Below are 25,795 nucleotides of genomic sequence, written 5' to 3' on the forward strand. Positions count from 1 at the left end.
TATATTAGGAAGTTTTTTTGTTGGGATCAGATCCGTAACGTAAGACGCCCTTGTCAAATGCCCATCAAAAAAGCCTCCGTAGAATCACGAAGGCCTGATAAATCATCATTTACAGAATACTGCAAAGTCCGAATCTCTATCACAACACCTCGGTAGGAAATTAAGCCGCAAGGCACCTACTGTCTACGGTAAGCATATTCACATTTAATTGTTGAAATCAATGCAACCACTTCACTATACCAGAGGGCTTACTATAGAGTCAACCCTGAATTTATTACCATCGGCAATAAATCTTATCTGTAAGATGCAGTGTTTACACGGGCACTTGGTCCCATCGTCGAAGAAATCGCGATGTTCTTCAAGTATACGCCTTTAGCAGCCGCTGGTTTAGCGCGGTTCAATGCATCGATGAGAGTCTTAAGATTCTCATTCAGCTTGTCAGCATCAAAAGATACTTTGCCGATTGGTGCATGAATTTGACCTGCTTTATCAAGACGGTACTCGATTTTACCCGCTTTGATTTCTTGAACCGCCTTAGCTACGTCAAACGTAACTGTTCCCGCTTTAGGGTTTGGCATCAAACCTTTACCCCCGAGAAGACGACCCAATTTACCAACTTCACTCATCATGTCCGGTGTAGCTACGCAAACATCGAACTCGAACCAGCCTTGTTGGATTTTATTAATAACGTCTTGATCGCCTACGTAGTCAGCGCCAGCAGCTTCCGCTTCTTTTGCTTTCTCACCTTTAGCAAATACAAGAACACGTTGAGTTTTACCAGTACCGTGTGGCAATACAACTACACCACGAACAGCTTGGTCTTGTTTACGAGGGTCTACGCCCAAACGTACTGCTGCTTCAACAGTCTCGTCGAATTTAGCAGTAGCCGCCTTCTTAACCAGTTCAACGGCTTCAGCAGGCTCGTAAGTTGCTTCGCTGTCAATCAGCTTAGCAGCTTCAAGGTATTTTTTACCGTGTTTAGCCATTTAAATTTCCTCCTTTGTGGTATTAGCGGATATTCCTCCCACTTGTTAGCCGGACGTATCCGGCAGCATCCAAAGACTAGTCTTGGATTGTGATACCCATACTGCGGGCAGTACCTTCAACCATAAGCATTGCTGCTTCAACGGAAGCTGCGTTAAGGTCAGGCATTTTTTGTTCCGCGATTTGACGTACAGTCGCACGGTTCACAGTTGCTACTTTTTTCTTGTTAGGTTCACCAGAACCCTTCTCGATCTTAGCAGCTACGCGAAGCAATACTGCAGCCGGTGGAGTCTTGGTAATGAAAGTGAAAGAACGATCTTCAAATACCGAAATTTCAACCGGAATGATCAAACCTGCTTGATCGGCAGTACGAGCGTTGAATTCCTTACAGAATGCCATGATGTTGACACCTGCTTGACCCAGCGCTGGACCTACCGGAGGTGCTGGATTCGCTTTCCCCGCAGGAATTTGCAGTTTTACAACTTTAATGATCTTTTTAGCCATGTAAAACACCTCCTTGCACTAATAGTGGTACCCGGGATCAAACTCGTTAATCCCTCCCACAGAAAACCTTAAGAAAACTATAGCTTCTCCACTTGAGTAAAATCAAGTTCAAGCGGGGTTTCCCGTCCAAACATGTTGACGTGAACCTTGACCTTGCTTTTGTCGGTTAGAATTTCTTCTACAGACCCAACAAAATTGGCAAACGGACCAACCTTAATACGTACAGATTCCTTGAGTTCAAACTCAATGACCGGCTTCGGTTCATCCATTCCCATGTGGTTCAGGATCTGTTCTACTTCTTCTGGAAGCAAAGCAGTCGGTTTGGAACCGGAACCTGTCGAGCCGACGAAACCTGTAACTCCCGGTGTATTGCGGACAACATACCAAGAATCGTCAGTCTGGATCATTTCCACCAAGACATAACCAGGGTAAACTTTACGCATAACGGTCTTTTTCTTCCCGTCTTTGTTTACGATTTCTTCTTCCATAGGAACAAGAACCCGGAAAATCTTGTCTTCCATGCCCATAGACTCAACGCGTTTTTCCAAATTGGCTTTGACTTTATTCTCATACCCGGAATAGGTATGAACTACATACCATCTTTTTTCCATATCAAGCCACCTGGGACCCTTCTTAAATAATCGCGTTGATCACAGCGGAAATGCCGATGTCAAGAACCCAAAAATAAATTGCGACAACTACGATTGTACCGAGGACAATCAGCGTATAATTCGTCAGCTCTTTACGATTAGGCCAGCGAACTTTTTTAAGCTCAGCCCAGCTTTCAGAGAAAAAAGAAAACATCGACTTGAAACTACGTTTCATCCGCACCTACACCTCCAAAGACTATCTGGTTTCGCGATGAGGAAATTGCTCGTTACAGAACTTGCAAAATTTCTTCATCTCCATGCGGTCGGGGTGGTTACGCTTGTTTTTCGTTGTCGTGTAGTTTCTTTGTTTGCAGTTCGTACAAGCCAACGTGATAATTACCCGCATGATGTGCACCTCCCGAAGACATTCTTTCTTACAGAAGTCTCTATATTGATCCCGACACAGGGTCGGGCCGTTCAGAGAGACCTAAGGTCGCTCTGCCCAATCTGGAATCCAGGAAATATTAAGCAAATCCCTAAATCTCCTTAATTCAAAAAAAGCAAGCGCGAAATTTGGCCTACCTAAAACACTTTATCATAAGGGTATAGCCGTGTCAATGAAAGAATGGCCTTGTTCCCGTGCGGATCTAGCCTGCTGATATTGTCGATTTCACTCTGAAGCCGCTTTACACTCAAGTCTAAGTATGGACCCCTGGCCCTATCTCTAAACATCCTAATTGTGATTCTATTAAAGTGTATCAAGATAGATTGGGCGTAATCTTAAATTAATAGAAAAAGAAAAAAAGACTCCATCTTGAGTCCTTTCTCTAATTATTGCTATAGTCCGTCACGAACCTCTAAATATCGTTCAAGCTTCCGCTTAACCCGTTGAAGGGCATTATCTATTGATTTCACATGCCGCCTAAGATCGACTGCAATTTCCTGATAAGATCTTCCATCCAGATAAAGCATCAGCACTTTGCGTTCCAAATCGCTGAGAATTTCGGACATCTTATCTTCCAGTCCAACAAACTCTTCTTGATTGATAATAAGTTCTTCAGGATCAGACACCTGTGTACCGCATATTACATCCAGAAGGGTACGATCGGAATCCTCATCATATATAGGCTTGTCCAATGATACGTACGAATTCAATGGAATATGCTTCTGTCTGGTGGCTGTCTTGATCGCAGTTATGATCTGCCTGGTAATACATAGCTCGGCAAAAGCCTTAAAGGAAGCAAGCTTATCACCTTTGAAGTCTCTAATCGATTTATAAAGACCGATCATGCCTTCCTGAATAATATCCTCCCGGTCAGCTCCTATTAGGAAATAGGATCTTGCCTTGGCTCTGACGAAACTGCGATACTTATTGATCAAGTACTCGAGCGCTTCGCTGTCGCCTTCCCGGACTGCCTCGACAATGTCTTCATCACTTTGAATCTCATAGTCAAATTTAATCATTACTTTGAGGTCGACACTCAACACAATCCCTCCGGCTGCAACGCACAGTGCCCCGTCACTTCAATCAAGTATACGATCAGTATATATGATGGGGTGTAACAGCGTCAACCACATAAGTCCTAAATTTTGTAAAGTCGAACTTTGTCAAGAGCTTTTGGAAGCATATCGGAATGCGCCATTCTACTCTCTACGCCAACGTTCGAACATCTTTTTTATTTCAGGACTAAGCTTGCCTCCGAGCGTGTTTCGACTTGAATTTATGCGGTCCTCGGCAATTTTCGACTGAATTTCCTTTTCACTCTGCTCCACCTGGGTTAACAATTCTCTGGCCGGAATTCGCAAGGCACCCTGTCCAAAGATCACATGTTGTTCAACTAGGTCACTAGTCGCAACGTATATCTGGCGGCGCCGGTGACTTAGCTCACGCACAAGCCTCTCTATGCACTCATCGGCGGTTTCCTTTTCACTCGTGAAGTAGACCTGTACCTTGTTTTGTGAAAAAGATTTGCCGAGCCCGGGCACCCGATAAGCATCGAATACAGCGATTACATGCCTGCCGGTATAAGCCTGATAGTCCGCCAGCCGCTCAAGCAGTCTGTCTCTGGCTTCCTGCAGCCCAATTTGGGACAGCTTGGTTAGCTCCGGCCAATCTCCGATCATGTTGTATCCATCTACAAGGAGAACATCCCGCATCTCCCCCATAATAAGCCTATCCCTGACTCTTGCGTCTGTGAAGAGTCTCGTACATAATCACTCCTGCTGCAACAGACGCGTTGAGCGAATTAAGCTTACCAGCCATTGGCAATTTAAGAAGAACGTCACACTTTTCTCGGATCAGCCGGCCCATGCCCTTATTCTCGTTCCCGATCACAATAGCTACAGGCCCGGTGAGTACGCCATTATCATAAATCTCTTCCTTTGCGGTAACATCTGTCCCGACGATCCATACTCCTGCTTCCTTCAACTGCTCAATAGTCTGAGCCAAATTCGTTACACGTGCCACAGGCACATACTCTACTGCACCTGCTGAGGTTTTCGATACGGTTGAAGTTATTGATGCTGAGCGCCGTTTCGGAATGATTACACCATGGACGCCCGTACATTCAGCAGTACGGAGAATCGAACCCAGATTATGGGGATCTTCAATCTCATCTAGCAGAAGTAAAAAAGGGGCTTCTTCCTTCTCCGCCGCCTTCGCGAGAAGGTCTTCCACTTCCGCATACGCGTACGGCGCCACTTGGGCCGCTACGCCTTGGTGTTGTAGATCAGGCACCAGTTGATCCAGCTTCCGTTTATCCACATGCTGAACCACGATCCCATTCTTCTTGGCTTCGGCAATAATAGGCTGCGTCAGATGCTTCTGAGCACCTTCCGCTATCAAAATTTTGTTTATTGTACGGCCGGCGCGCAGCGCCTCAAGCAGGGAATGCTTGCCGCCAATCCAGTCTTCGTTGGTATTGTCCACCTGTATATCCTCCAGAGTAGGATTCCGAGGGGGGCCTCGGGCTCCCATATTTTTTTTCACAACCCTCCCAAACCCTCCCTTGCCTAAGCATATGCTTACGATGTGGTTTTCCCTTTGGGAAAACCTTAGGAGGGCCCCAAGGGCTACGCCCTCTGGACACCCGGAATTGGAATAACGATAGGTGTATATAGAGGCGGGATTTAGCCGCTTGGGTGGGGGGGAGCGCTTGCCGCCCCTTCGGGGCCCGCTTTACTTGGTGCGGAGCTTGGTTACCTGATGTTGTTGGCGAGATGCGCTGGGCTTTGGGCACCCGGGCAGGCTGCGAGCGGTTAGCCGCTTGCCGCCCCCTTGGGGCCCGCTTTACTTTCGGCGCTCCTGCACTTGGCGTGACTGCTGCTGATTGTGCTGTACTGGCCTTGCGTGCTGGGAGGCGCTCTCCCTTACGGGATTCGGCTCACGTCTGCGCGGAGCTCAGGTGCTGCTGTTACGTTGTCCCAGCTAAGACTTCGGACCGGACACCATCAGATCAAGGCCATGGGTGATCAGATATATCATTCGATCCTGTTCGCCACCGTAGTACAAATAACCGATCAGCGCCTCGAACGCGGTGGCGTGACGATAATCGATTACGTTCGCGTTCTTGGGGACGCTGCCGGATTTGGCGTTGCGGCCCTGGCGAACGACGTCATGCTCGGCCTCCGTAAGCTCTGACTCGATCAAAGAGAGCAGCGTGGCTTGAGCCTTTGCGGAGACGAACTTGGTCGACTGCACATGCAGATGATGCGGACGCAGATTAGGGCGCGAAATGACATACTGCCGGACCGCCACTTCAAAGATGGCATCGCCGATATAGGCAAGTGCCAAAGGCGGGAGCAGCCGGGCCGGCTTGGATGACGCATAAGGGAACCAAAGCGGCGCCCCGGAGAGGCCGCCGCTGTTCATATCACCAGTACCTGTCATTTGCGGCGCCACCGCATACCCTGGGGCGTATCCTCAAGTAGGATTCCTTGGGCATCAAGCAGGTCCCGAATTTCATCGGCACGTGCCCAGTTCTTGTTCTTGCGTGCCTCGGCCCGCTCAATAATGAGACGCTCAACATCTTCCGAAGGAAGCTCCGCGCTCTCATCCGTATAGATCCGCAGCACTTTGTTCATCTCATCGAACACTTGCTTTGCGGCGATTAGATCCGCGCTGTTTACAACAGCTTGCTTGAGTAAGCTATTCACTTCGTTCACCCATTCAAATACGGCCGTGATTGCATCCGGTGTATTGAAATCATCCTGCATTTTATCATGAAACAGCTTACGGATATCATCAAGCTTTGCCACCAGCTCAGGTGCTGCTTCGCTGCCCGTGTCTCCAATTGTCTGAAGACGGTGGTTCAAATTGACGACCGCATTGGCGATACGCTCTACGCTCTTCTCGGCTTGTTCCATAGTCTCCTCCGAGAAGTTCAGCGGATTCCGGTAGTGGCTTGAGAGCATAAAGTAGCGAATTGCTTCTCGTTTGTACATATTCCGAAGGTCCTTGACGAGTACGCCATTGCCGAGGGACTTCGACATCTTTTCCCCGCTAATATTAATAAACCCGTTATGCATCCAGTAATTCGCCAGTGGCTTCCCGGTAACAGCCTCAGACTGGGCTACCTCGCATTCATGGTGAGGGAACTGCAAATCTTGTCCGCCCCCGTGAATATCCAGTGTATCACCGAGCAGCTCGCGGGCCATTGCAGAGCATTCGATGTGCCAGCCTGGTCTTCCATCGCCCCAAGGACTGGACCAATAAATTTCGCCCGGCTTGGCCGCTTTCCAGAGGACGAAATCCTGTGGATTCTCTTTACGCTCATCCACATTGATCCGAATACCGAATTGCAGCTCATCGATATTCTGATGGGACAGCTTGCCGTATTCCTCGAATTTGCCAGTACGGTAAAAGACGTCGCCCCCCTGCTCGTAGGCATACCCTCTACGCTCAAGCTCCTTAATAAAATCGATAATCAGGGTCATATTCTCCGTAACCCGCGGGTTGGAGGTCGCCCGGGGAATCCCCAGTCCATCCAGGTCCTTATAGTAAGCTTTAATAAATGTCTCTGCGACCGCAGGGACTGTCGTGCCCATCTCGTCAGCTTTGCGGATCAGCTTATCGTCGACATCCGTAAAGTTCACAACAAAATTCACGTCATATCCCAAAGCCTCTAAATAACTGCGAACCACGTCAAAAAAGATAGCCGGACGCGCATTCCCAATATGAATATAACCGTAAACGGTAGGTCCGCATACATACACCTTGGCTTTGCCCGGTTCCTGGCTGACGAACTTCTCCTTCTTGCGGGTTAGTGTATTGTAGATGTAAAGTGACATACTAACATCCTTTCATTTCTTAAGATACCGGGCGTCTGCACCCGAATCACTTAGCTGTATCGTGTAACCTTATCCCTTGTCTCCGTGGGTTAGTACCTCCGCACGCAGCTCTTCTCGTTCCTTCTTCAAATTTCGGAGCTCCTCTTGAAGCTCCTCAATCTCACGCTGGAGCACCCGCATCGTATCTACAACCGGATCGGGCAGCTGATGGCTGAGCCGGTCCATACGCACGCCTCCCTGCTTAACCACTTTACCCGGAATCCCTACAACGGTGCTGTTCGGAGGCACCTCTTTAAGTACTACAGAGTTGGCTCCAATATTACTCTGGGCACCGACTGTGAAGGAACCCAGAATTTTGGCTCCCGAACCTATAACAACATTATTGCCAATCGTGGGGTGTCTCTTGCCTTTTTCTTTTCCGCTACCGCCAAGAGTTACGCCTTGATAGATAACCACATCATCCCCGATTTCACAGGTCTCTCCAATGACAACGCCCATGCCGTGGTCGATAAACAGCCGATTCCCTATTGTAGCCCCCGGGTGAATCTCGATACCGGTAAAGAAACGGCTGGCCTGGGAAATGATACGGGCCACGGAGAACCACTTTCTCCGGTAAAAGGCATGTGCAATCCGATGACTCCATATGGCATGCAGACCGGAATAGGTGAAGACGACTTCAAACCAGCCCCGTGCCGCGGGATCATTATCAAGTACTGCTTCAATATCTGATCTCATCTTCTTAAACATAAGCTATGCCCTCCTCCCCCGGTAAGTCCCTGTCTATACTAAAAAAGCGCCCCTGCAGCTTTCGCTGCAGAGACGCCTTGCACGCGGTCCCACTCTGCTTAAATACCGTAGTCCTCTGCATAGCAGAGTCCGGCATTTCTCTCAAACGTCCTTAACGGGGACGATACGGCGGAATCTACCCGCGCACTTTAGCGCGCTCAATTCCACAGCTCCCGGGTGCATTTCCGCCAAATGCATTTAGATAACTCTCAGCCTGGCAGCCGCTTAGCCACCGGTTATCTTCTCTGAAAAACACATCAATTAGCGTACTTCTCCCGATCTATGCTTTTGGGTTGTAATCGAAGTTACAGCTGTTCAATAGCTTTCTTCTATATTAACGAAAAGAAATCAAACTGACAAGAATGATTTGTTCTGTCTACGCTCCGCGAATCTGGGATTTAAGACGGTCCAGTACACGATCCTTACCCAAAAGGTAAATGGTCTGGTTCAAATCACGTCCGTGCATTTGTCCGGTGAGGGCCACGCGGATCGGCATAAAGAGTTGTTTGCCTTTGTAGCCTGTCTCTTTTTGCACTTCCTTAATCAGTACAGCCATGCTCGCTGCCGAGAATTCCGGAGCTTGTTCTACTTTGCTAAGGAAGGCCTGGAGTACCTCCGGCACCTGGGGCTCGGATAACACAGCAGCAGCTTCTGTATCCAGCTCCATATGTGTACGGAAGAATAGTTCCGACAGTTCAACGATATCGGAGGCCGATGTCATCTGCTCCTGATAGAGCGCGACAAGCGATTTGGCCCAGCTGAGCTGTTCGTCTGTAAGCTCTGCCGGGAGACGGGACGCCTTCTGCAGCTGCGGGATCGCAAGTGCGGCAATCCGCTCCGGATCTGAGTTCTTGATGTAAGTGTTGTTAATATGAGCCAGCTTGTTCGTATCAAAGACCGCCGGGCTCTTCGAAAGCCGGTTCGCATCGAAAATGGAGATGAGCTCCTCCTGGGAGAAAATCTCTTCCTCCCCTTCCGGTGACCAGCCGAGCAATGCGATAAAGTTAAACATCGCTTCAGGCAAATAGCCGAGCTGATCATACTGCTCAATGAACTGAATTACCGATTCATCCCGCTTGCTCAGCTTCTTGTGATTCTCACCCACGATCAAGGTCATGTGCCCGAATTTTGGCGGCTCCCAGCCAAATGCTTCATAGATCATCAATTGACGCGGTGTGTTGGAAATATGATCTTCCCCGCGAAGCACGTGGGAGATCTTCATGAGGTAATCATCCAGAACAACGGCAAAGTTGTAAGTTGGAATGCCGTCTTTCTTCACAATGACGAAATCTCCGGATATATTTGATTCGAAGGAGATAGGTCCTTTTACCAAATCATCAAAGGCATAGGTCTTGTTCTCCGGAACACGGAACCTGATGCTTGCTACGCGGCCTTCGGCCTCGAATGCCTTCTGCTGCTCTTCAGTCAAGTCGCGGTGTCTGCCGGAGTAGCGGGGCGTCTCCCCTTTGGCGATCTGTTCTTCCCGCTCTTGCTCAAGCTCTTCCTCCGTACAATAGCAGCGGTAAGCTAGACCCTTGTCCAGCAGTTCCTGCCAGTACTGACGATAGATATCAAGTCTCTCCGTCTGACGATACGGGCCGTAATCTCCGCCAACATCGATACTCTCATCCCAGTTAATCCCCAGCCATTTCAGATACTTCAGCTGACTTTCTTCCCCGCCCTCAATATTGCGTTTTACATCGGTATCTTCAATACGAATTATGAATTTGCCGCCTAGGTTGCGGGCGAACAAGTAGTTGAAAAGCGCTGTTCTTGCATTACCAATATGTAAATGACCTGTTGGACTCGGCGCATACCGCACACGAACTTCTGTCATTGAAATCCCCTCCGCGTACTATTTGTTATAATTTCCTCTTCCATCCGTATCCCACGATCATAGCACACCTTTAACAAGGCAGACAACACACTGAGAAGTGATTCCCTCGCCTCGTCCTGTGAAGCCCAGCTGCTCTGTTGTCGTTGCTTTCACATTGACTTGATCAGCCTGAGCACCAAGGGCAGATGCAATCACCTCTACCATTTGAGGAATATACGGAGCCATCTTAGGACGCTGGGCGATAATCGTAGCATCGAGATTCCCGAGCACATATCCTCGGTTCAGCGCCTTCTCCCAGACCTCCTTAAGAAGCTTTAGACTGTCTGCATCCTTGAACTCTGGATCTGTATCGGGAAAATGCCGGCCGATATCCCCTTCCCCGATAGCCCCCAAGATGGCATCGCTGACCGCATGCAGCAGCACATCCGCGTCTGAGTGCCCCAGAAGACCCTTGTCATAAGGAATCGTCACTCCGCCGATGATGCAGGGTCTTCCCTCTACCAGCTGGTGTACGTCAAATCCTTGCCCTACTCTAATCATGTCAACCTCTCCCCATGTTCTCTTTAGTCCTGATGAAATCGGCATAATCCAAGTCCTCAGGCGTAGTAATTTTGATGTTGCTGTAACTGCCTTCAACCACTTTAACAGCTATCCCTATCCGCTCAACCAGCATGGAATCATCCGTCCCTAAGAAACCTTCCTCCATCGCCTTCTCGTGGGCGCGCTGCAGATCAGAATGCCGAAAAGCCTGCGGGGTTTGAATAGCCCACAAGCTGCGGCGATCAGGGGTTGAAGTCACATAGGCCTGATCATTCACCTGCTTGACGGTGTCCTTCACGGGCACAGCCAGGATCGAAGCTCCATCCCGTCTGGCTGCCTCATAGCATGCCGTGACCTGAGCCTCGGTGACGAAGGGTCTTACTCCGTCATGGACGAGAACCCATTCGCAGTCCGTTTCAAGCAGTCCTTTATAAACCGAGTGCTGGCGTTCAGCCCCGCCCGGTATTACTTTTACTGTATGTTCCATTCCATACGCCTTGACCCAATCCTGGCATCTGGCTACATCCTGCTCTCCGGTTACAAGTACGATCTCCTGGATAAAAGGAAGCCGGTCGAACACTTCAAGCGTATGAACGAAGATGGGCTTGTCTTCGAGAAGCAAGTACTGCTTGCTCTCCTTGGTTCCCATCCGGGTCCCCCTGCCGGCAGCCACCACGATGACTGCTGCTTCCCGATTGTTAGATTCCACTGTCATCCCTGCCCCGCAAGTATTATTAGTAAGCTGACTCGTACAGCCTCCCTCATCATACCGTGTTTACTGGGCTTTTTCCAACAGTTTTGGTTTGGCAAAAATCATCCGGCCCGCCGAGGTCTGCAGCACACTGGTCACAAGGACCTCAGTCACTGTGCCAATGTAGTCTCTGCCTCCTTCAACCACAATCATTGTACCATCATCAAGATAAGCTACGCCTTGTCCATGCTCTTTGCCATCCTTGATGACCTGCACCATAATCTCTTCACCAGGAAGAACGACCGGCTTAACCGCATTAGCGAGATCATTAATGTTCAGTACGGATACGCCTTGCAGCTCACAGACCTTGTTCAAATTGAAGTCATTGGTTACAACTTTCCCCTGCAGAACTTTGGCAAGCTTGACCAGCTTGCTGTCCACTTCCGAAATATCCTCGAAGTCTCCTTCATAGATCAGCACCTTAACATCGAGTTCCTTCTGAATTTTGTTCAGAATATCAAGACCACGGCGTCCACGGTTCCGCTTAAGCAGATCCGATGAATCCGCAATATGCTGAAGCTCCTCTAGTACGAATTCTGGAATGACAATGGTTCCCTCAATAAATCCAGTTTTGCAAATATCGGCGATTCGCCCGTCTATGATGACACTCGTGTCCAGGATTTTGTGTTCTTGTGTCCATGTCTCTTCTTCCCGGGCAGAGCCCCATTTCCCCGATTTCCAAAGTGAGGAGAGCTCATCCTTCTTCTCAATACCGACACGCAGACCCATATAACCGCAGAGCCAAGTGAACACCAGCTGAACAGCCTCTCTAAGGCTTCCTAGCCATGACAAACCTGGGTAGACCATTAACGAAAGAAGAAGTCCCGCAGTAAGACCTGCCGTACCCGCAGCCAAATCCCCCATAGGAATTTGGGTTAAAACTTGAATCCCCGCACGAATCCGTCTGGACAAAGTCTCAGCAAATAACGAAAATAGGAACATAAAGAGACTGGCGCCAAGCACTGCAAAAAGCAGATGTCCACCTAATGGGCCCATACCATTCAGCAGGTCTTGCATTGAAGCTGGCAGAAGATCCACCAAATTTTGAGAAGTGTATCCGGACCAAGCCCCAATAAGGCCCACTAGAATTAGAAAAGTTCTCTTTAACATATGTTCCTTCACCTCCTTAATTTTATATCTCGCTCTTTATCCAGTATGATCCATTTTTTGCAGGGGTAATCCAGTGAATAGAACTTTTTTTCCCAAGCCTGGCACAGGGTTGAGTCCTCGCAGGCCCCTAGGCCCTGCGATTTCAGCTTGAAAAGGAATCAAACCGTGGACTATAATGAACTCAATTCATAAAATAAGGTGGATGGAAAATAATGAGCACACTTAGCTTACAGTCTTTTCAAGAACAAGTCTCCGAACTGCTTCTCCGTCACCGCAGTCTGCTGGATGTCCTCTCTAAGAATAGTCAAAGTAACTCATCTGTCATTCGTTCGGTAACCAAATCTGTAACCGAGTGCGGATGCATTGAACTTCATGCAACCAAGCAAACCTTTGAACCCAGCCTCAACCTGGAGCAGGCCAAAGAAGTGGTCGGCAAGCACGTTCAAGGTGAACTGTGCGAGAACTGTAGAGAAGCTATTAGCTCTGAGCTTGGGCGCAACTTGTTCTATATGTCCGCTCTGTGCAATCTGCTCGATATTAATATGGATGAAGTCGTGGAGAGAGAGTCGAAGAAATGCTCTACGCTTGGGCTGTTCAACTTATCGTAAGCCTTATAAAAAAAGCAAAAAGCACCGAATCCTGAAAGGGATTCCGTGCTTTTTTTTATTCTATATGCATTCCATGGAAGAACAGATTAATGCTTTGAACGATAAGTCTTTTCCGAAGAATGCGAATTCGGACCACCTTTGCCGAGCATTCTGTCAATATTCTGCTTAATCCCATATAGTGCATAAATGACAAGAGGGACAAAGATCAGTTTGGTCAATTGATCTGGAAATCTAACAGCTACCAGCACAGCAACTGCTACGACCCAAGGGGCGAACCAAAGGGCCTTTCTCGGCAGGCCAATCTTCTTGAAGTTCGGGTATCTAACAGAGCTGACCATCAAATAAGAGAGCAAAAGCATCGCTATAATGAAATAAGGGGCTGTAATCTCTTTGTGAAATAAGGAAAGTGTGGCTAGAACGCTCCCTGCAGCGGGAATTGGAAGACCAATGAAGTAACCCGGGATACCCGGCTTCACGTTGAACCTTGCCAGCCGAAGTGCACCGCACATCGGGAAGATCGCAGTTACTATCCATGCCAGCGCTTCCGGCATGTTTTGAAAGGAAATCGTATACATCAATAGCGCAGGTGCGATTCCAAAGGAAATCACATCTGAGAGAGAATCGAGTTCTTTTCCAAATTCGCTTTGACAATTAAGGGCACGGGCAACGCGTCCATCCAGACCATCGAGCAGCATAGCAACAATAACCATAATGGCTGCCAAACTGTACTTCCCGTTAAACGCCAGCATAATCGCGACCATTCCGAGAAACAAGTTACCTAAGGTAAACATGTTCGGAATCGATTTAGTAATCATCTCTTCACCTCATATATATTATGCCTCAGGATCATCCTTTGATTGTATGGGAATTAGATTTGTCTGTCAATGAATACTTGCTCCTGAAGGCGTTTCAATCCATCCTTAATGGTACGCGCCCGAACCTCACCAATACCATCCACTTCATCCAATTCTTCTATGGAGGCGATCATAACCCCAGGCAGATGTTCGAAACGTTCAACGAGATTATGGATAATGACATTAGGCAAGCGTGGAATCTTATTAAGAACACGGTAACCCCGCGGTGAAATAAGCTCTTCGGAGGATGCCGCGGCTGCAGGATAGCCAAGAAGGCGGGAAATATGAACAACGTCCAGCAGTTCTTCATCAGAAGAACGCTTGAGGCCCAAAATAAGCTCCCGAATGTATTCCTCCTGATCTTCACGAGCATAATCCTTATACAGCAGCCAGGCTTCTTCCTCCATATTGCTGACCAGCTCCTCCATCTGCATACTGATCAGACGGCCTTCTGTACCCAGTTCGTTAATGAACCGCTTGATTTCAAGCTTAATACGGATAACCATTTCAACCCGCTGAATCACATTGATAACCTCTGGCAAAGTGACAAGCTCCTCGAATTCCGAGGCGGTCAAATTCGTAAGAGATTGATTCAGAACAGATCTGTATTTCTCAAGCGTCTGAATCGCTTGATTCGCTTTGGTTAGAATCACGCCAATTTCCTTAAGTGCATAGCGCAGTCCACCTTGATAAAGCGTGATGATATTACGCCGCTGTGAAATAGACACTACCAGCTTTCCGGTCTGCTTAGCGACCCGCTCTGCAGTACGGTGGCGGATACCTGTCTCGGCTGACGAGATGGAGGAGTCGGGAATAAGCTGGGTATTTGCATATAAGATCCGCTTCAAATCCTCACTTAATATGATGGCTCCATCCATTTTGGCAAGCTCATACAGATAGTTCGGAGAGAAATCACAGTTAATGGAGAAACCTCCTTCAACCACTTCCATTACTTCCGGACTATATCCAACTACAATCAATCCGCCAGTCTTAGCCCGCAGCACATTCTCAAGTCCGTCCCTAAATGCGGTACCGGGTGCCACAAGCCTGAGCAAATCGTTCATTTTCTCCAGTTGGTTTGGTTCTTTCATCTTCAAGTGCCCCCTAATTTAACGCAACAGCTAATGCCTCTGCAACCGTATTTACACCGATCAATTGAATCCCCTTCGGGCTCTTCCATCCCTTGAGGCTCTTCTCCGGGAGGATAACCCGTTTGAATCCTAACTTTTGCGCTTCTCTTACCCGCTGTTCAGCACGGGAGACGGCCCGAACTTCTCCGGTTAAGCCTACCTCTCCAAAGATCACATCATCCGGCTTGGTAGGAATATCGCGGAAGCTGGATGCAATACTCACCGCAATCGCCAAATCAACCGCGGGCTCATCCAGACGCACACCGCCAGCGACGTTAACATAAGCATCCTGGGTTTGGAGGAACATCCCCATTCTCTTCTCAAGTACGGCAATAATTAGATTCATCCGATGGTGATCGACACCGGTACCCATCCGTCTTGGCGAGGGGAAATGAGTCGAGGAGATCAGCGCCTGCAGTTCCACCAGCATCGGGCGAGTCCCCTCCATGCTAGCTACTACAGTAGAGCCTGCTACACCAAGGGGACGCTCTGAAAGAAATAACTCTGAAGGGTTAACGACCTCCGTCAGCCCCACTTCATTCATTTCAAATATGCCGATTTCATTCGTTGAACCGAACCGATTCTTAACTGCACGAAGCAGGCGATAAGAATGATGGCGCTCACCTTCAAAATAAAGCACACAGTCCACCATGTGCTCAAGTAGCCTGGGACCCGCAATAGCCCCCTCCTTAGTGACATGACCTACAAGAACGGTGGCAATTCCCTGCCCCTTCGCAATCCGCATAAATCTTGCCGTACATTCCCGAACCTGAGAGACGCTTCCTGGAGCACTTGTCACTTCAGGCAAATATACGGTTTGAATCGAATCAATGACCAGAAAGTCGGGTGACACACTTTCAATCGCCTCTTCAATACTGTCCATATTGCTCTCGCACAGCACGAAGAGTTCTGCGGATAAAGCGCCCAGACGCTCCGCACGCAGCTTGGTCTGCTTCACGGATTCCTCGCCAGAGATGTACAGAACCCGCAGTCCCGCTTTGGCCATCTCATAAGAGGTCTGAAGCAATAGCGTGGATTTGCCGATCCCCGGATCTCCACCTACGAGAACAAGAGAGCCTGGAACTACTCCCCCGCCAAGCACCCGGTTTAGTTCTCCAATTCCCGTCTGAACACGCGGCTCCTTGCCGCTCTCTATATTAATTATGGGCTGGGCCTTTTCTTTAGTCTGAAAAAGTCCCGAGGTCAGCCCTTGAGTCTTAACTACTTTCTCGGTTTCTTCCACCATAGTATTCCAGCTGCTGCAGCCTGGACATTTACCATACCATTTAGGGGATTCATAACCGCATTCTGTGCAATAGAACTTGGTCTTAATTTTGGCCATGTACCTCTCCTTAACCAGCCTGAGGATTTTCAATCGGAATTGCTTTATCGATATAACAATCAAAGTTTACCATTTATATTGTTTTATCGTAAAGTTTTAATGAAAATGTTAGAACAAACAGCAAGAGGCTGCGTTACTCGAACAAATGTCCGAGCAGCATTCAGCCCCTTGTCTATAAAAAGTTATGCAGTTATACCGTTCAGTTAGGTGATAAAGTTCCCGTTCTGTTCACGGTTAGTGATCCGTTCTCTTCATCAATAACGAGAGAATCACCTTTCTTCACCGTACCGGTTAACAGTTCTTCGGATAACCGGTCTTCAATGTGCTTCTGAATCGCGCGACGCAGCGGACGCGCGCCATAAGCTGGATCGAACCCTTCTTTTGCCAAGAATGCCTTGGCTTTGTCGGTAAGAAGGAAATCAACATCGTATTCACGCAGACGTCTGCGAAGCTCCTCGGACATGAGTGTAACGATCTCTGCAATATGCACTTCTTCCAGAGAGTGGAACACGATCGTCTCATCGATCCGGTTGAGGAATTCTGGACGGAAGCTCTTCTTAAGCTCTGCCATTACTTTATCCTTCATCGTATCGTAATTAGCGCCCGCATCGCTGACAGCGGTAAATCCGAGTGTTGTGTTCTTCTTGATCACATCAGCCCCGACATTGGATGTAAGAATGATCAGCGTATTGCGGAAATCGACTACGCGGCCTTTCGAATCCGTAAGACGTCCATCCTCCAGCACTTGAAGCAGGATGTTGAACACCTCTGGATGTGCTTTCTCAATTTCGTCAAGCAGAACTACGGAATACGGCTTCCGGCGAACCTTCTCCGTCAGCTGACCGCCTTCTTCATAGCCTACATATCCTGGAGGAGCTCCGACCAGACGAGCGGTGGAATGCTTCTCCATATATTCGGACATGTCGATTCGGATAACCGCATTCTCATCACCGAACATCGCCTCAGCGAGTGCGCGGGCAAGTTCTGTTTTACCTACCCCGGTTGGTCCTAGGAAGATAAATGAACCCATTGGACGTTTAGGATCTTTAAGTCCAGCACGTGCCCGGCGGATTGCCCGGCTGACCGCTTTCACAGCCTCATCCTGACCAATAACCCGTTCGTGCAGAATTTGCTCCATATTAAGCAGACGTTCGGTCTCCTCTTCCTTCAGCTTGCTAACAGGGATTCCAGTCCAGCTGGCTACAACCTGGGCAATATCCTCCGGAGTTACTTCAGAATCAGTACGTCCTTGTTTTTCTTTCCATTGATTCTTCGTTACATCGAGCTCTTCACGAATCTTCTGCTCTGTATCACGAAGGGCCGCAGCCTTCTCGAATTCCTGACTTTGAACAGCTGAATCCTTCTCTTTACGGATGTCATCCAGACGATTCTCAAGCTGCTTCAAATTAGGTGGTACCGTATATGAGTTGAGCCTTACTTTGGAGCCCGCTTCATCAATAAGGTCAATGGCCTTATCAGGCAGGAACCGGTCAGGAATGTAACGGTCAGAAAGCTTCACTGCCTGCTCGATAGCCTCATCCGTAATTTTCACCCGGTGGTGAGCTTCATAACGGTCACGAAGTCCATGCAAGATCTGGATCGCTTCCTCTGGAGATGGCTGATCCACTGTAATAGGCTGGAAGCGGCGCTCAAGCGCGGCGTCCTTCTCGATATATTTGCGATATTCGTCCAGTGTTGTGGCACCGATGCACTGAAGTTCACCGCGGGCCAAAGCCGGCTTCAGAATATTGGAGGCGTCAATGGCGCCTTCAGCACCCCCTGCACCGATAAGGGTATGCAGCTCGTCAATGAACAAGATAATATTGCCTGCCTGGCGAATTTCGTCCATGATTTTCTTCAAACGATCTTCAAACTCACCGCGATATTTGGTACCGGCAACTACTGAGCCCATATCAAGAGTCATTACTCTCTTGTCTCGCAGCGTTTCTGGAATTTCGTTGTTGATGATCTTCTGAGCGAGACCCTCGGCAATCGCCGTTTTACCTACCCCTGGCTCTCCAATCAGTACCGGGTTGTTCTTAGTCCGGCGGCTAAGTACTTGAATTACACGCTCAATTTCCTTGCTGCGCCCGATAACCGGGTCCAAGCTGCCTTCCTTGGCTATAGCCGTCAAGTCACGTGCCAAGCTGTCCAGTGTTGGGGTATTCACATTTGCAGGGGCCCCATGATGACTGGATACCGCTTCACTGCTTCCAAGCAACTGAAGCACTTGCTGACGTGCTTTGTTCAGGCTGATTCCAAGATTGTTCAATACGCGGGCTGCAACTCCTTCTCCTTCGCGGATAAGACCGAGCAGGATATGCTCTGTTCCCACATAGGTATGACCCAGCTTACGGGCTTCGTCCATCGAAAGTTCGATAACTTTCTTGGCACGAGGCGTGTAAGCAATATTGGTGGGCTGCTCTTGACCGCGGCCGATCAAGGTCTCCACTTCATCTTGTATCTTCTCAAGTCCAAGACCTAGACCAATCAAGGCTTTAGCGGCAATGCCTTCTCCTTCACGAATGAGACCCAGCAGTATATGTTCAGTACCAATATTATTATGCCCCAAACGAACTGCTTCCTCTTGAGCCAAAGCCAGCACTTTCTGTGCGCGTTCCGTAAATCTTCCAAACATCATATCCCCTACACCTCCATGATTGGTAAAAATCTGGTTCTACGATTAAACAGTACTGCATTTATTTACCCAATTTCTCGCGAATGAGCTTGGCCCTATACATATCCCGCTCAGCGTGATCCATGTGTTCATTGAATATTTTCTGTAAAAATCCCGGCTGTGTCAGCACTGTTAGTTCATTTAGTTCCGGAGCAGACAGATGATCAATCAGCCCCAGATCAATTCCGAGTCTGACATCGGACAATCGCTGAGCCGCTTCCTTGGAATCCATAATCGCTGCATTGGACAAGATCCCGTAGGACCGCATGACCCTGTCGGTCATCCGCAGCCGTGACTCCATAAGCAGTCTCTGCCTTGCTGTCTTCTCATGCTCGATAATCTGTAAGACTACACCATGCAGATTCTCAATGATTTCAGACTCGCTTTGTCCCAGTGTAATCTGATTTGAGATTTGAAACAAGTTACCCATGGCCTCACTACCTTCGCCATATATCCCGCGAACCGTTAATCCAACCTGTGAGACCGCCGATAATATCCGGTTGATCTGCTGCGTTAGAACTAAGGCGGGAAGATGCATCATGACCGAAGCTCTAAGCCCAGTACCTACGTTAGTAGGACAACTGGTCAAATAGCCTCTTTTATCATCAAAGGCATAATCCACATGAGCTTCAAAAATATCATCCACTGCAGTTGCCCGCTCCCAAGCTTCTTGAACATGAAATCCCGGATACAAGCACTGAATACGCAGATGATCTTCTTCGTTGATCATAATACTCAAGCTTTCATCTTCACTGATGAGAACTGCGCCATTGCGCGATTCGGCAGCAAGATTAGGGCTGATCAAATGCTTCTCAACGAGAATTCTTCGGTCCAAATCATCCATCTCATCCAGGAGCAGGAAATGCAGCACTCCGTATCGACCCAGGCGTTCGTCTCCAAGAACAGCCTTGAGTCTTGTCAACACTTCCTCCGATTGCTGGTTCGTCGCCAGCATGGGAAAAGCAAGATGTTGAAGGTTCCGCGCAATCCGCACCCGGCTGCTGATGACAATGTCGGATTCATATCCTCTATGTCTCATCCATTCACTGAGCGGCTGTTCTGTAAACCGGAGATTAGGCATAACGCATTCCTCCTACTCTGATGAAATGTCTTTCTCAAGTTCTCTAATCTGATCCCGAAGCTTGGCTGCCTTCTCAAATTCCTCTTCAACAATTTTTTGTTGGAGCTCCTGCCTAAGGCCCTCGATTTTTCGTTTTGCTTGTATATGGCTGCCTACTCGAACAGGTACTTTGCCCATATGGGTCGTGTTCCCGTGTACCCTTTTGAAGAGAGGATCCAGCCGGTCATTAAAATATTTATAACAAGAGCTGCAGCCGAACCGTCCCACTTTACTGAACTGGGAATAGGTCATTCCACATTCCTTGCATTGAAGATTCTCTGTATTCTTACCTACCAGTTGCCCTTTTCCACTTGGGCTAATATCCAGAAGACCGGACAATAAGCTGTGAATGGAGAAGCCTCCTGAGGTTCCAGGTATCATCTCGCCTTTTTCTCTCGCGCACGCTTCGCAAATATGAAATTCCGTCTTCTCCCCATTTACAACTTTCGTGAAATGAAGCGAAGCCGGACGCTTACCGCATTCCTGACAAAGCACAAGATGTCCCTCCTTTATTCCTGGCCTGATTATTTGACTAATAAAGAAATCAACATGGCCTTCATAATTCTGGCACGAATCTCATCCCGATAAGGCAGCTTAAGCGCCAGCACTTCCCTTGATGTCACTGACCTCATCAAATTCGCTTCACGCTCAGTAATGATCCGAGCCTCCACCAGTTGGTAGATCAGCCCTTCCGCAGCGGCTTGACCAATTTCATTCCCAATGGTCTGATGCAGATGAGTATGCAGCGAGGTTGGACCAGGCAGCTCAATCTTTCTTATCCTGACGTACCCGCCTCCGCCGCGCTTACTTTCCACAAGGTAACCTTTCTCCAGCGTAAACCGCGTACTGATTACGTAGTTAATCTGGGAAGGTACACAGGAGAATTTATCGGCTAAATCATTGCGCTGGATCTCAATGGTTCCTTCAGGACTTTCATGCATAATACTCTTGAGATATTTCTCAATAATATCGGAGATATTTCGCATTCATTCATCCCTCCATTGTTGAAGCGTTTAGCCCTTATGAAACGGCAAAATGATCTCCTGATAAAATCAACCTGTTGGTCAATTTAATACTACAACTTTTAATACATTGAATAAAAATAAACCCGGTTAAAGAAGTGTTGATTTACAATCAGTTGACTTTGACTTTCTTTGACCTTGAATTCATTATATCATATTTTCCTCATTTGCCAAGAGCCCTTTTATAATTAGTCTAAAATCCTGTGACACAGATGAAAGTCCTTAGTTAGTCCGTTGTATTCAGCCCTAAATATACTTTACCCATCCTGCAACGTGTCCATTCGATTCATGAGTGAATTTAACTCTAATCATTCTTTTTGGTTAGCGGTCAGTTAGAAACAAGGCTGAGCCCCAACCGAAGAGAGTACCTGTATTATTGATTAACTTTTCATTATGAGCGTCGTGAACTAACGACTACAGAAGAAATTCCATGGACATAGCCCAAATTTCCACCTTGATAAAATGGACACAAAAGAACCGCCAGAGCTTTTCTGACGGTTCCAGGGTGGTTAAGGTTAGTCTCCTTCTTTTTCCTGAGGGATATCATATTTATTCATATGTGCGGTAATGGCTTCCACAGCCTCGTTCACATCGGTTGTAGCAGGAACTGCCTTAACTTCATCCTCCGTTGCATCCAAAAAGTTCTGATGATCCGCACGGATCGCTTCAATCTTGTTGCTCATCTCTAAAATCAGCCTCCTAAGTTTAAAAAATGCCCTATTATTGTTTCAGAATTAGCTGAATCTATACCCTAATGGAGCTGCCTTATAGTTAAAATAATTTAATGCACAAAAAAAGCCTTATCGTTTAATCGATAAGGCTTACACTTTGCTTGGCGGCGTCCTACTCTCCCAGGACCCTGCGGTCCAAGTACCATCGGCGCTGGAGGGCTTAACGGTCGTGTTCGGGATGGGTACGTGTGGAACCCCTCCGCCATCGCCACCAAACAGGATTTTTCCGGGTCAATACTCCCTGAATCACTTCAGGAAAATATCCAACCTTAGAAAACTCATCGCTGCGAGAAAATATCAGACCTTATCAAGGCTTGCAGCTTAAAATCGGTTCAGGCTTGATCACCTGAAAACTAGATACGAAACGAACTTGCGTGTGCCCCATTGTTCTCGGGGTTCTTAGAATATGCTTCCGAAGTAGTTTCACTTCGTGAAACTTTGAGGATAAGCCCTCGACCGATTAGTACTGGTCAGCTCCATGCATTACTGCACTTCCACCCCCAGCCTATCTACCTCGTCGTCTTCAAGGGGTCTTACATACTGGGAAATCTCATCTTGAGGGGGGCTTCACGCTTAGATGCTTTCAGCGCTTATCCCTTCCGCACTTAGCTACCCAGCTGTGCTCCTGGCGGAACAACTGGTGCACCAGCGGTGCGTCCATCCCGGTCCTCTCGTACTAAGGACAGCTCCTCTCAAATTTCCTACGCCCACGACAGATAGGGACCGAACTGTCTCACGACGTTCTGAACCCAGCTCGCGTACCGCTTTAATGGGCGAACAGCCCAACCCTTGGGACCTACTTCAGCCCCAGGATGCGATGAGCCGACATCGAGGTGCCAAACCTCCCCGTCGATGTGGACTCTTGGGGGAGATAAGCCTGTTATCCCCAGGGTAGCTTTTATCCGTTGAGCGATGGCCCTTCCATGCGGTACCACCGGATCACTAAGCCCGACTTTCGTCCCTGCTCGACTTGTCAGTCTCGCAGTCAAGCTCCCTTATGCCTTTGCACTCTTCGAATGATTTCCAACCATTCTGAGGGAACCTTGGGGCGCCTCCGTTACTCTTTAGGAGGCGACCGCCCCAGTCAAACTGCCCACCTGACACTGTCCCCATACCGGATTACGGTACCAGGTTAGAACTCCGATACGATCAGGGTGGTATCCCAACGTTGCCTCCACAGAAGCTGGCGCTCCTGCTTCTTAGGCTCCCACCTATCCTGTACAAATCGTATCAAAGTCCAATATCAAGCTGCAGTAAAGCTCCATGGGGTCTTTCCGTCTTGTCGCGGGTAACCTGCATCTTCACAGGTATTAAAATTTCACCGGATCTCTCGTTGAGACAGCGCCCAAGTCGTTACGCCATTCGTGCGGGTCAGAATTTACCTGACAAGGAATTTCGCTACCTTAGGACCGTTATAGTTACGGCCGCCGTTTACTGGGGCTTCGGTTCATAGCTTCGGGTTACCCCTAACCACTCCCCTTAACCTTCCAGCACCGGGCAGGCGTCAGCCCGTATACTTCGCCTTGCGGCTTCGCACAGACCTGTGTTTTTGCTAAACAGTCGCTTGGGCCTTTTCACTGCGGCCCCCTCGTGCTATTCACACTACCGGGGCACCCCTTCTCCCGAAGTTACGGGGTCATTTTGCCGAGTTCCTTAACGAGAGTTCTTCCGCGCGCCTTAGAATTCTCTTCTCGCCTACCTGTGTCGGTTTGCGGTACGGGCACCTTCTCCTGACTAGAGGCTTTTCTTGGCAGTGTGAGATCATGACCTTCGCTACTGTAATTTTCACTCCCCATCACAGCCCAGCCTTAACGGTGTGCGGATTTGCCTACACACCAGCCTCACTGCTTGGACAGACATCCATCAGTCTGCGTCACTACCCTGCTGCGTCACCCCATCGCTCATAACGGATTACGGTGGTACAGGAATTAGGGCCTGTTGTCCTTCGACTACGCCTTTCGGCCTCGCCTTAGGTCCCGACTTACCCTGAGCGGACGAACCTTCCTCAGGAACCCTTAGGCTTTCGGCGGATCAGATTCTCACTGATCTTTTCGTTACTCATACCGGCATTCTCACTTGTGTACGCTCCAGCGCTCCTTACGGTACACCTTCAATGTATACACAACGCTCCCCTACCCCTGGATCGACTTCACTCCAGCTTCGAAGCCATGTGTTTAACCCCTGTGAACCATTTGGCCGAAACCTCTAGGAGGTTTGCCTTCGGCAAAAATGTCACTTATTAAACACCGCCTCAAAGAAGCAGTGAAGTCGATCCAAGCCATAGCTTCGGTGGTGTGTTTAGCCCCGTTACATTTTCGGCGCAGAGTCACTCGACCAGTGAGCTATTACGCACTCTTTAAATGGTGGCTGCTTCTAAGCCAACATCCTGGTTGTCTGTGCAACTCCACATCCTTTCCCACTTAACACACACTTGGGGACCTTAGCTGATGGTCTGGGCTGTTTCCCTTTTGACAATGGATCTTAGCACTCACTGTCTGACTCCCGGATCTAAGTTTATGGCATTCGGAGTTTGACTGAGCTTGGTAACCCTTGGCGGGCCCCGCACCCAATCAGTGCTCTACCTCCACAACTCGTTATTCCGAGGCTAGCCCTAAAGCTATTTCGGGGAGAACCAGCTATCTCCGAGTTCGATTGGAATTTCTCCGCTACCCCCACCTCATCCCCGCATTTTTCAACATACGTGGGTTCGGGCCTCCAGTGCGTGTTACCGCACCTTCACCCTGGACAGGGGTAGATCACACGGTTTCGGGTCTACGTCCACGTACTATAAGTCGCCCTATTCAGACTCGCTTTCGCTGCGGCTACGGCTCTTCACCTTAACCTTGCACGGGAACGTAACTCGCCGGTTCATTCTACAAAAGGCACGCCATCACCCATATAGAGGGCTCTGACTTCTTGTAAGCACACGGTTTCAGGATCTCTTTCACTCCCCTTCCGGGGTGCTTTTCACCTTTCCCTCACGGTACTGCTTCACTATCGGTCGCTAGGGAGTATTTAGCCTTAGCAGATGGTCCTGCTGGATTCATACGGGGTTTCACGTGCCCCGCACTACTCGGGATCCGTCTCGGAGGGATTAGACTTTCGGTTACAGGGCTTTTACCTCTTCTAGCGGGCCTTTCCAGACCTCTTCGCCTACCCTAATCCTTTGTAACTCCATGTGAGACGTCCCACAACCCCAAGGGGCAAGCCCCTTGGTTTAGGCTGTTCCGCGTTCGCTCGCCGCTACTGACGGAATCACTCTTGTTTTCTCTTCCTCAGGGTACTTAGATGTTTCAGTTCCCCTGGTCTGCCTCTTCGTAACCTATGTATTCAGTTACGAGTGACTGCGAATTACCACAGCCGGGTTTCCCCATTCGGACATCCCCGGATCAAAGCTTGCTTACAGCTCCCCGAGGCCGTTTCGTTGTTCGCCACGTCCTTCTTCGGCTCCTAGCGCCTAGGCATCCTCCGTGTGCTCTTAGTAGCTTAACCATATGCTCCGGTTTGTGGGCTGCTGGCTCTGTTGTCCGTTCATTTCCTGATCTTATAGAACCCTACAAGGAGGAAATGAACTTCCAAAGGATCCATCATCCCACAAACCTTCGCGCTACCTTAGATACTTCACTTGTTTACACAAGTTCAGCTTAAAGGAATTCTAATTTACGCAAATTCGTTTCGTTATCTAGTTTTCAAGGATCAAGACATAACTAATAGATGCAATTATGGTGGAGCCAAGCGGGATCGAACCGCTGACCTCCTGCTTGCAAGGCAGGCGCTCTCCCAGCTGAGCTATGGCCCCATGCAAATTCCATCAAAACCGAACAAATGGAAATACGTTAAGTCAAAAACTTTACGAAGTAAAGCTACTTCGAAAGCATATGCTTGCTTTGCGATGCAAAACGGATCCGGCTGCCTTGCGG

24 protein-coding genes, 1 tRNA gene, 2 rRNA genes and 1 other annotated feature are annotated in these 25,795 nt (G+C 48.6%); of the genes, 1 reads left to right on the plus strand and 26 read right to left on the minus strand.

Annotated features, from left to right (window positions below; translation table 11 throughout):
• Positions 1-57 precede the first annotated feature (57 nt).
• Positions 58-207 (minus strand) — a sequence feature (ribosomal protein L10 leader region).
• Positions 208-293: 86 nt separating this feature from the next.
• The 15 genes from rplA to ACRRNK_RS19480 form a co-directional block, all read right to left on the minus strand.
• Positions 294-986, minus strand: a complete 693-nt coding sequence (gene rplA, locus ACRRNK_RS19410) for a 50S ribosomal protein L1 (RefSeq protein WP_433944249.1) — start codon at positions 984-986, stop codon at positions 294-296.
• 76 nt (positions 987-1,062) lie between these two features.
• The gene (gene rplK, locus ACRRNK_RS19415; protein WP_127200917.1) at positions 1,063-1,488 is read right to left on the minus strand and encodes a 50S ribosomal protein L11; all 426 of its coding nucleotides are present in this window, start codon (positions 1,486-1,488) and stop codon (positions 1,063-1,065) included.
• A gap of 77 nt (positions 1,489-1,565) precedes the next feature.
• The gene (gene nusG, locus ACRRNK_RS19420; RefSeq protein ID WP_127200916.1) at positions 1,566-2,099 is read right to left on the minus strand and encodes a transcription termination/antitermination protein NusG; all 534 of its coding nucleotides are present in this window, start codon (positions 2,097-2,099) and stop codon (positions 1,566-1,568) included.
• 22 nt (positions 2,100-2,121) lie between these two features.
• Positions 2,122-2,313, minus strand: a complete 192-nt coding sequence (secE, locus tag ACRRNK_RS19425; RefSeq protein ID WP_068620446.1) for a preprotein translocase subunit SecE — start codon at positions 2,311-2,313, stop codon at positions 2,122-2,124.
• A 21-nt stretch (positions 2,314-2,334) separates the two neighbouring features.
• Positions 2,335-2,484, minus strand: coding sequence for a 50S ribosomal protein L33 (gene rpmG / locus ACRRNK_RS19430; protein ID WP_127200915.1), 150 nt, complete (start codon positions 2,482-2,484; stop codon positions 2,335-2,337).
• 431 nt (positions 2,485-2,915) lie between these two features.
• The gene (sigH, locus tag ACRRNK_RS19435; RefSeq protein ID WP_433944250.1) at positions 2,916-3,563 is read right to left on the minus strand and encodes an RNA polymerase sporulation sigma factor SigH; all 648 of its coding nucleotides are present in this window, start codon (positions 3,561-3,563) and stop codon (positions 2,916-2,918) included.
• 159 nt (positions 3,564-3,722) lie between these two features.
• On the minus strand, positions 3,723-4,244 hold the full coding sequence (locus tag ACRRNK_RS19440) for an NYN domain-containing protein (protein ID WP_433944251.1): 522 nt from the start codon (positions 4,242-4,244) through the stop codon (positions 3,723-3,725).
• Between the two features lie 7 nt (positions 4,245-4,251).
• On the minus strand, positions 4,252-5,007 hold the full coding sequence (rlmB, locus tag ACRRNK_RS19445; protein WP_433944252.1) for a 23S rRNA (guanosine(2251)-2'-O)-methyltransferase RlmB: 756 nt from the start codon (positions 5,005-5,007) through the stop codon (positions 4,252-4,254).
• 498 nt (positions 5,008-5,505) lie between these two features.
• Positions 5,506-5,967, minus strand: a complete 462-nt coding sequence (locus tag ACRRNK_RS19450; RefSeq protein ID WP_433944253.1) for a Mini-ribonuclease 3 — start codon at positions 5,965-5,967, stop codon at positions 5,506-5,508.
• Positions 5,964-7,367: a cysteine--tRNA ligase gene (cysS, locus tag ACRRNK_RS19455; RefSeq protein WP_433944254.1), complete on the minus strand. Its 1,404-nt coding sequence runs from the start codon at positions 7,365-7,367 to the stop codon at positions 5,964-5,966. Before cysS ends, ACRRNK_RS19450 begins: the two co-directional genes overlap by 4 nt.
• Before the next feature lie 69 nt (positions 7,368-7,436).
• A complete protein-coding gene (gene epsC / locus ACRRNK_RS19460; RefSeq protein ID WP_433944255.1) occupies positions 7,437-8,114 on the minus strand; it encodes a serine O-acetyltransferase EpsC in 678 nt (225 codons plus the stop codon).
• A gap of 415 nt (positions 8,115-8,529) precedes the next feature.
• Positions 8,530-9,990, minus strand: a complete 1,461-nt coding sequence (gltX, locus tag ACRRNK_RS19465; protein WP_433944256.1) for a glutamate--tRNA ligase — start codon at positions 9,988-9,990, stop codon at positions 8,530-8,532.
• 57 nt (positions 9,991-10,047) lie between these two features.
• Positions 10,048-10,530 (minus strand): 2-C-methyl-D-erythritol 2,4-cyclodiphosphate synthase, encoded by a 483-nt coding sequence (gene ispF, locus ACRRNK_RS19470; RefSeq protein ID WP_433944257.1) that lies wholly within the window; start codon positions 10,528-10,530, stop codon positions 10,048-10,050.
• A 1-nt stretch (position 10,531) separates the two neighbouring features.
• Positions 10,532-11,239 (minus strand): 2-C-methyl-D-erythritol 4-phosphate cytidylyltransferase, encoded by a 708-nt coding sequence (ispD, locus tag ACRRNK_RS19475; RefSeq protein ID WP_433944258.1) that lies wholly within the window; start codon positions 11,237-11,239, stop codon positions 10,532-10,534.
• Between the two features lie 66 nt (positions 11,240-11,305).
• A complete protein-coding gene (locus tag ACRRNK_RS19480) occupies positions 11,306-12,391 on the minus strand; it encodes a PIN/TRAM domain-containing protein (protein ID WP_433944259.1) in 1,086 nt (361 codons plus the stop codon).
• Between the two features lie 212 nt (positions 12,392-12,603).
• Here ACRRNK_RS19480 and ACRRNK_RS19485 point away from each other — a divergent pair, with 212 nt between their 5' ends.
• On the plus strand, positions 12,604-12,999 hold the full coding sequence (locus ACRRNK_RS19485; protein ID WP_433944260.1) for a DUF1573 domain-containing protein: 396 nt from the start codon (positions 12,604-12,606) through the stop codon (positions 12,997-12,999).
• Between the two features lie 86 nt (positions 13,000-13,085).
• Here the strand turns inward: ACRRNK_RS19485 and pssA are convergent, their stop codons facing one another.
• The 11 genes from pssA to ACRRNK_RS19540 form a co-directional block, all read right to left on the minus strand.
• Positions 13,086-13,814, minus strand: coding sequence for a CDP-diacylglycerol--serine O-phosphatidyltransferase (pssA, locus tag ACRRNK_RS19490; RefSeq protein WP_433944261.1), 729 nt, complete (start codon positions 13,812-13,814; stop codon positions 13,086-13,088).
• Between the two features lie 53 nt (positions 13,815-13,867).
• Positions 13,868-14,944, minus strand: coding sequence for a DNA integrity scanning diadenylate cyclase DisA (gene disA, locus ACRRNK_RS19495; protein ID WP_433944262.1), 1,077 nt, complete (start codon positions 14,942-14,944; stop codon positions 13,868-13,870).
• A 13-nt stretch (positions 14,945-14,957) separates the two neighbouring features.
• Positions 14,958-16,325: a DNA repair protein RadA gene (gene radA, locus ACRRNK_RS19500; RefSeq protein ID WP_433944263.1), complete on the minus strand. Its 1,368-nt coding sequence runs from the start codon at positions 16,323-16,325 to the stop codon at positions 14,958-14,960.
• 199 nt (positions 16,326-16,524) lie between these two features.
• Positions 16,525-18,966 (minus strand): ATP-dependent protease ATP-binding subunit ClpC, encoded by a 2,442-nt coding sequence (gene clpC, locus ACRRNK_RS19505; RefSeq protein ID WP_433944264.1) that lies wholly within the window; start codon positions 18,964-18,966, stop codon positions 16,525-16,527.
• A 58-nt stretch (positions 18,967-19,024) separates the two neighbouring features.
• Positions 19,025-20,083, minus strand: coding sequence for a protein arginine kinase (locus ACRRNK_RS19510; protein ID WP_433944265.1), 1,059 nt, complete (start codon positions 20,081-20,083; stop codon positions 19,025-19,027).
• 12 nt (positions 20,084-20,095) lie between these two features.
• Positions 20,096-20,617, minus strand: coding sequence for a UvrB/UvrC motif-containing protein (locus ACRRNK_RS19515; protein ID WP_433944266.1), 522 nt, complete (start codon positions 20,615-20,617; stop codon positions 20,096-20,098).
• Between the two features lie 29 nt (positions 20,618-20,646).
• Positions 20,647-21,108: a CtsR family transcriptional regulator gene (locus tag ACRRNK_RS19520; protein ID WP_433944267.1), complete on the minus strand. Its 462-nt coding sequence runs from the start codon at positions 21,106-21,108 to the stop codon at positions 20,647-20,649.
• Between the two features lie 551 nt (positions 21,109-21,659).
• Positions 21,660-21,827, minus strand: coding sequence for a hypothetical protein (locus ACRRNK_RS19525; protein WP_433944268.1), 168 nt, complete (start codon positions 21,825-21,827; stop codon positions 21,660-21,662).
• 147 nt (positions 21,828-21,974) lie between these two features.
• Positions 21,975-22,091: ribosomal RNA gene (gene rrf, locus ACRRNK_RS19530) — 5S ribosomal RNA — on the minus strand.
• 224 nt (positions 22,092-22,315) lie between these two features.
• Positions 22,316-25,367, minus strand: a 23S ribosomal RNA gene (locus ACRRNK_RS19535).
• Between the two features lie 231 nt (positions 25,368-25,598).
• Positions 25,599-25,674, minus strand: a tRNA-Ala gene (locus tag ACRRNK_RS19540).
• Positions 25,675-25,795 lie beyond the last annotated feature (121 nt).

The organism is Paenibacillus sp. SN-8-1, from assembly GCF_050995535.1.
In the GTDB taxonomy this organism is placed as follows: Bacteria; Bacillota; Bacilli; order Paenibacillales; family Paenibacillaceae; genus Fontibacillus.

Coding starts and splice junctions, on each gene's coding strand:
- rplA (WP_433944249.1), bottom strand. CDS start 986: ATGGCTAAACACGGTAAAAAATACCTTGAAGCTGCTAAGCTGATTGAC.
- rplK (WP_127200917.1), bottom strand. CDS start 1,488: ATGGCTAAAAAGATCATTAAAGTTGTAAAACTGCAAATTCCTGCGGGG.
- nusG (WP_127200916.1), bottom strand. CDS start 2,099: ATGGAAAAAAGATGGTATGTAGTTCATACCTATTCCGGGTATGAGAAT.
- secE (WP_068620446.1), bottom strand. CDS start 2,313: ATGAAACGTAGTTTCAAGTCGATGTTTTCTTTTTTCTCTGAAAGCTGG.
- rpmG (WP_127200915.1), bottom strand. CDS start 2,484: ATGCGGGTAATTATCACGTTGGCTTGTACGAACTGCAAACAAAGAAAC.
- ACRRNK_RS19440 (WP_433944251.1), bottom strand. CDS start 4,244: ATGGGGGAGATGCGGGATGTTCTCCTTGTAGATGGATACAACATGATC.
- ACRRNK_RS19450 (WP_433944253.1), bottom strand. CDS start 5,967: ATGACAGGTACTGGTGATATGAACAGCGGCGGCCTCTCCGGGGCGCCG.
- cysS (WP_433944254.1), bottom strand. CDS start 7,367: ATGTCACTTTACATCTACAATACACTAACCCGCAAGAAGGAGAAGTTC.
- epsC (WP_433944255.1), bottom strand. CDS start 8,114: ATGTTTAAGAAGATGAGATCAGATATTGAAGCAGTACTTGATAATGAT.
- gltX (WP_433944256.1), bottom strand. CDS start 9,990: ATGACAGAAGTTCGTGTGCGGTATGCGCCGAGTCCAACAGGTCATTTA.
- ispF (WP_433944257.1), bottom strand. CDS start 10,530: ATGATTAGAGTAGGGCAAGGATTTGACGTACACCAGCTGGTAGAGGGA.
- ACRRNK_RS19480 (WP_433944259.1), bottom strand. CDS start 12,391: ATGTTAAAGAGAACTTTTCTAATTCTAGTGGGCCTTATTGGGGCTTGG.
- ACRRNK_RS19485 (WP_433944260.1), top strand. CDS start 12,604: ATGAGCACACTTAGCTTACAGTCTTTTCAAGAACAAGTCTCCGAACTG.
- pssA (WP_433944261.1), bottom strand. CDS start 13,814: ATGATTACTAAATCGATTCCGAACATGTTTACCTTAGGTAACTTGTTT.
- disA (WP_433944262.1), bottom strand. CDS start 14,944: ATGAAAGAACCAAACCAACTGGAGAAAATGAACGATTTGCTCAGGCTT.
- radA (WP_433944263.1), bottom strand. CDS start 16,325: ATGGCCAAAATTAAGACCAAGTTCTATTGCACAGAATGCGGTTATGAA.
- clpC (WP_433944264.1), bottom strand. CDS start 18,966: ATGATGTTTGGAAGATTTACGGAACGCGCACAGAAAGTGCTGGCTTTG.
- ACRRNK_RS19510 (WP_433944265.1), bottom strand. CDS start 20,083: ATGCCTAATCTCCGGTTTACAGAACAGCCGCTCAGTGAATGGATGAGA.
- ACRRNK_RS19520 (WP_433944267.1), bottom strand. CDS start 21,108: ATGCGAAATATCTCCGATATTATTGAGAAATATCTCAAGAGTATTATG.
- ACRRNK_RS19525 (WP_433944268.1), bottom strand. CDS start 21,827: ATGAGCAACAAGATTGAAGCGATCCGTGCGGATCATCAGAACTTTTTG.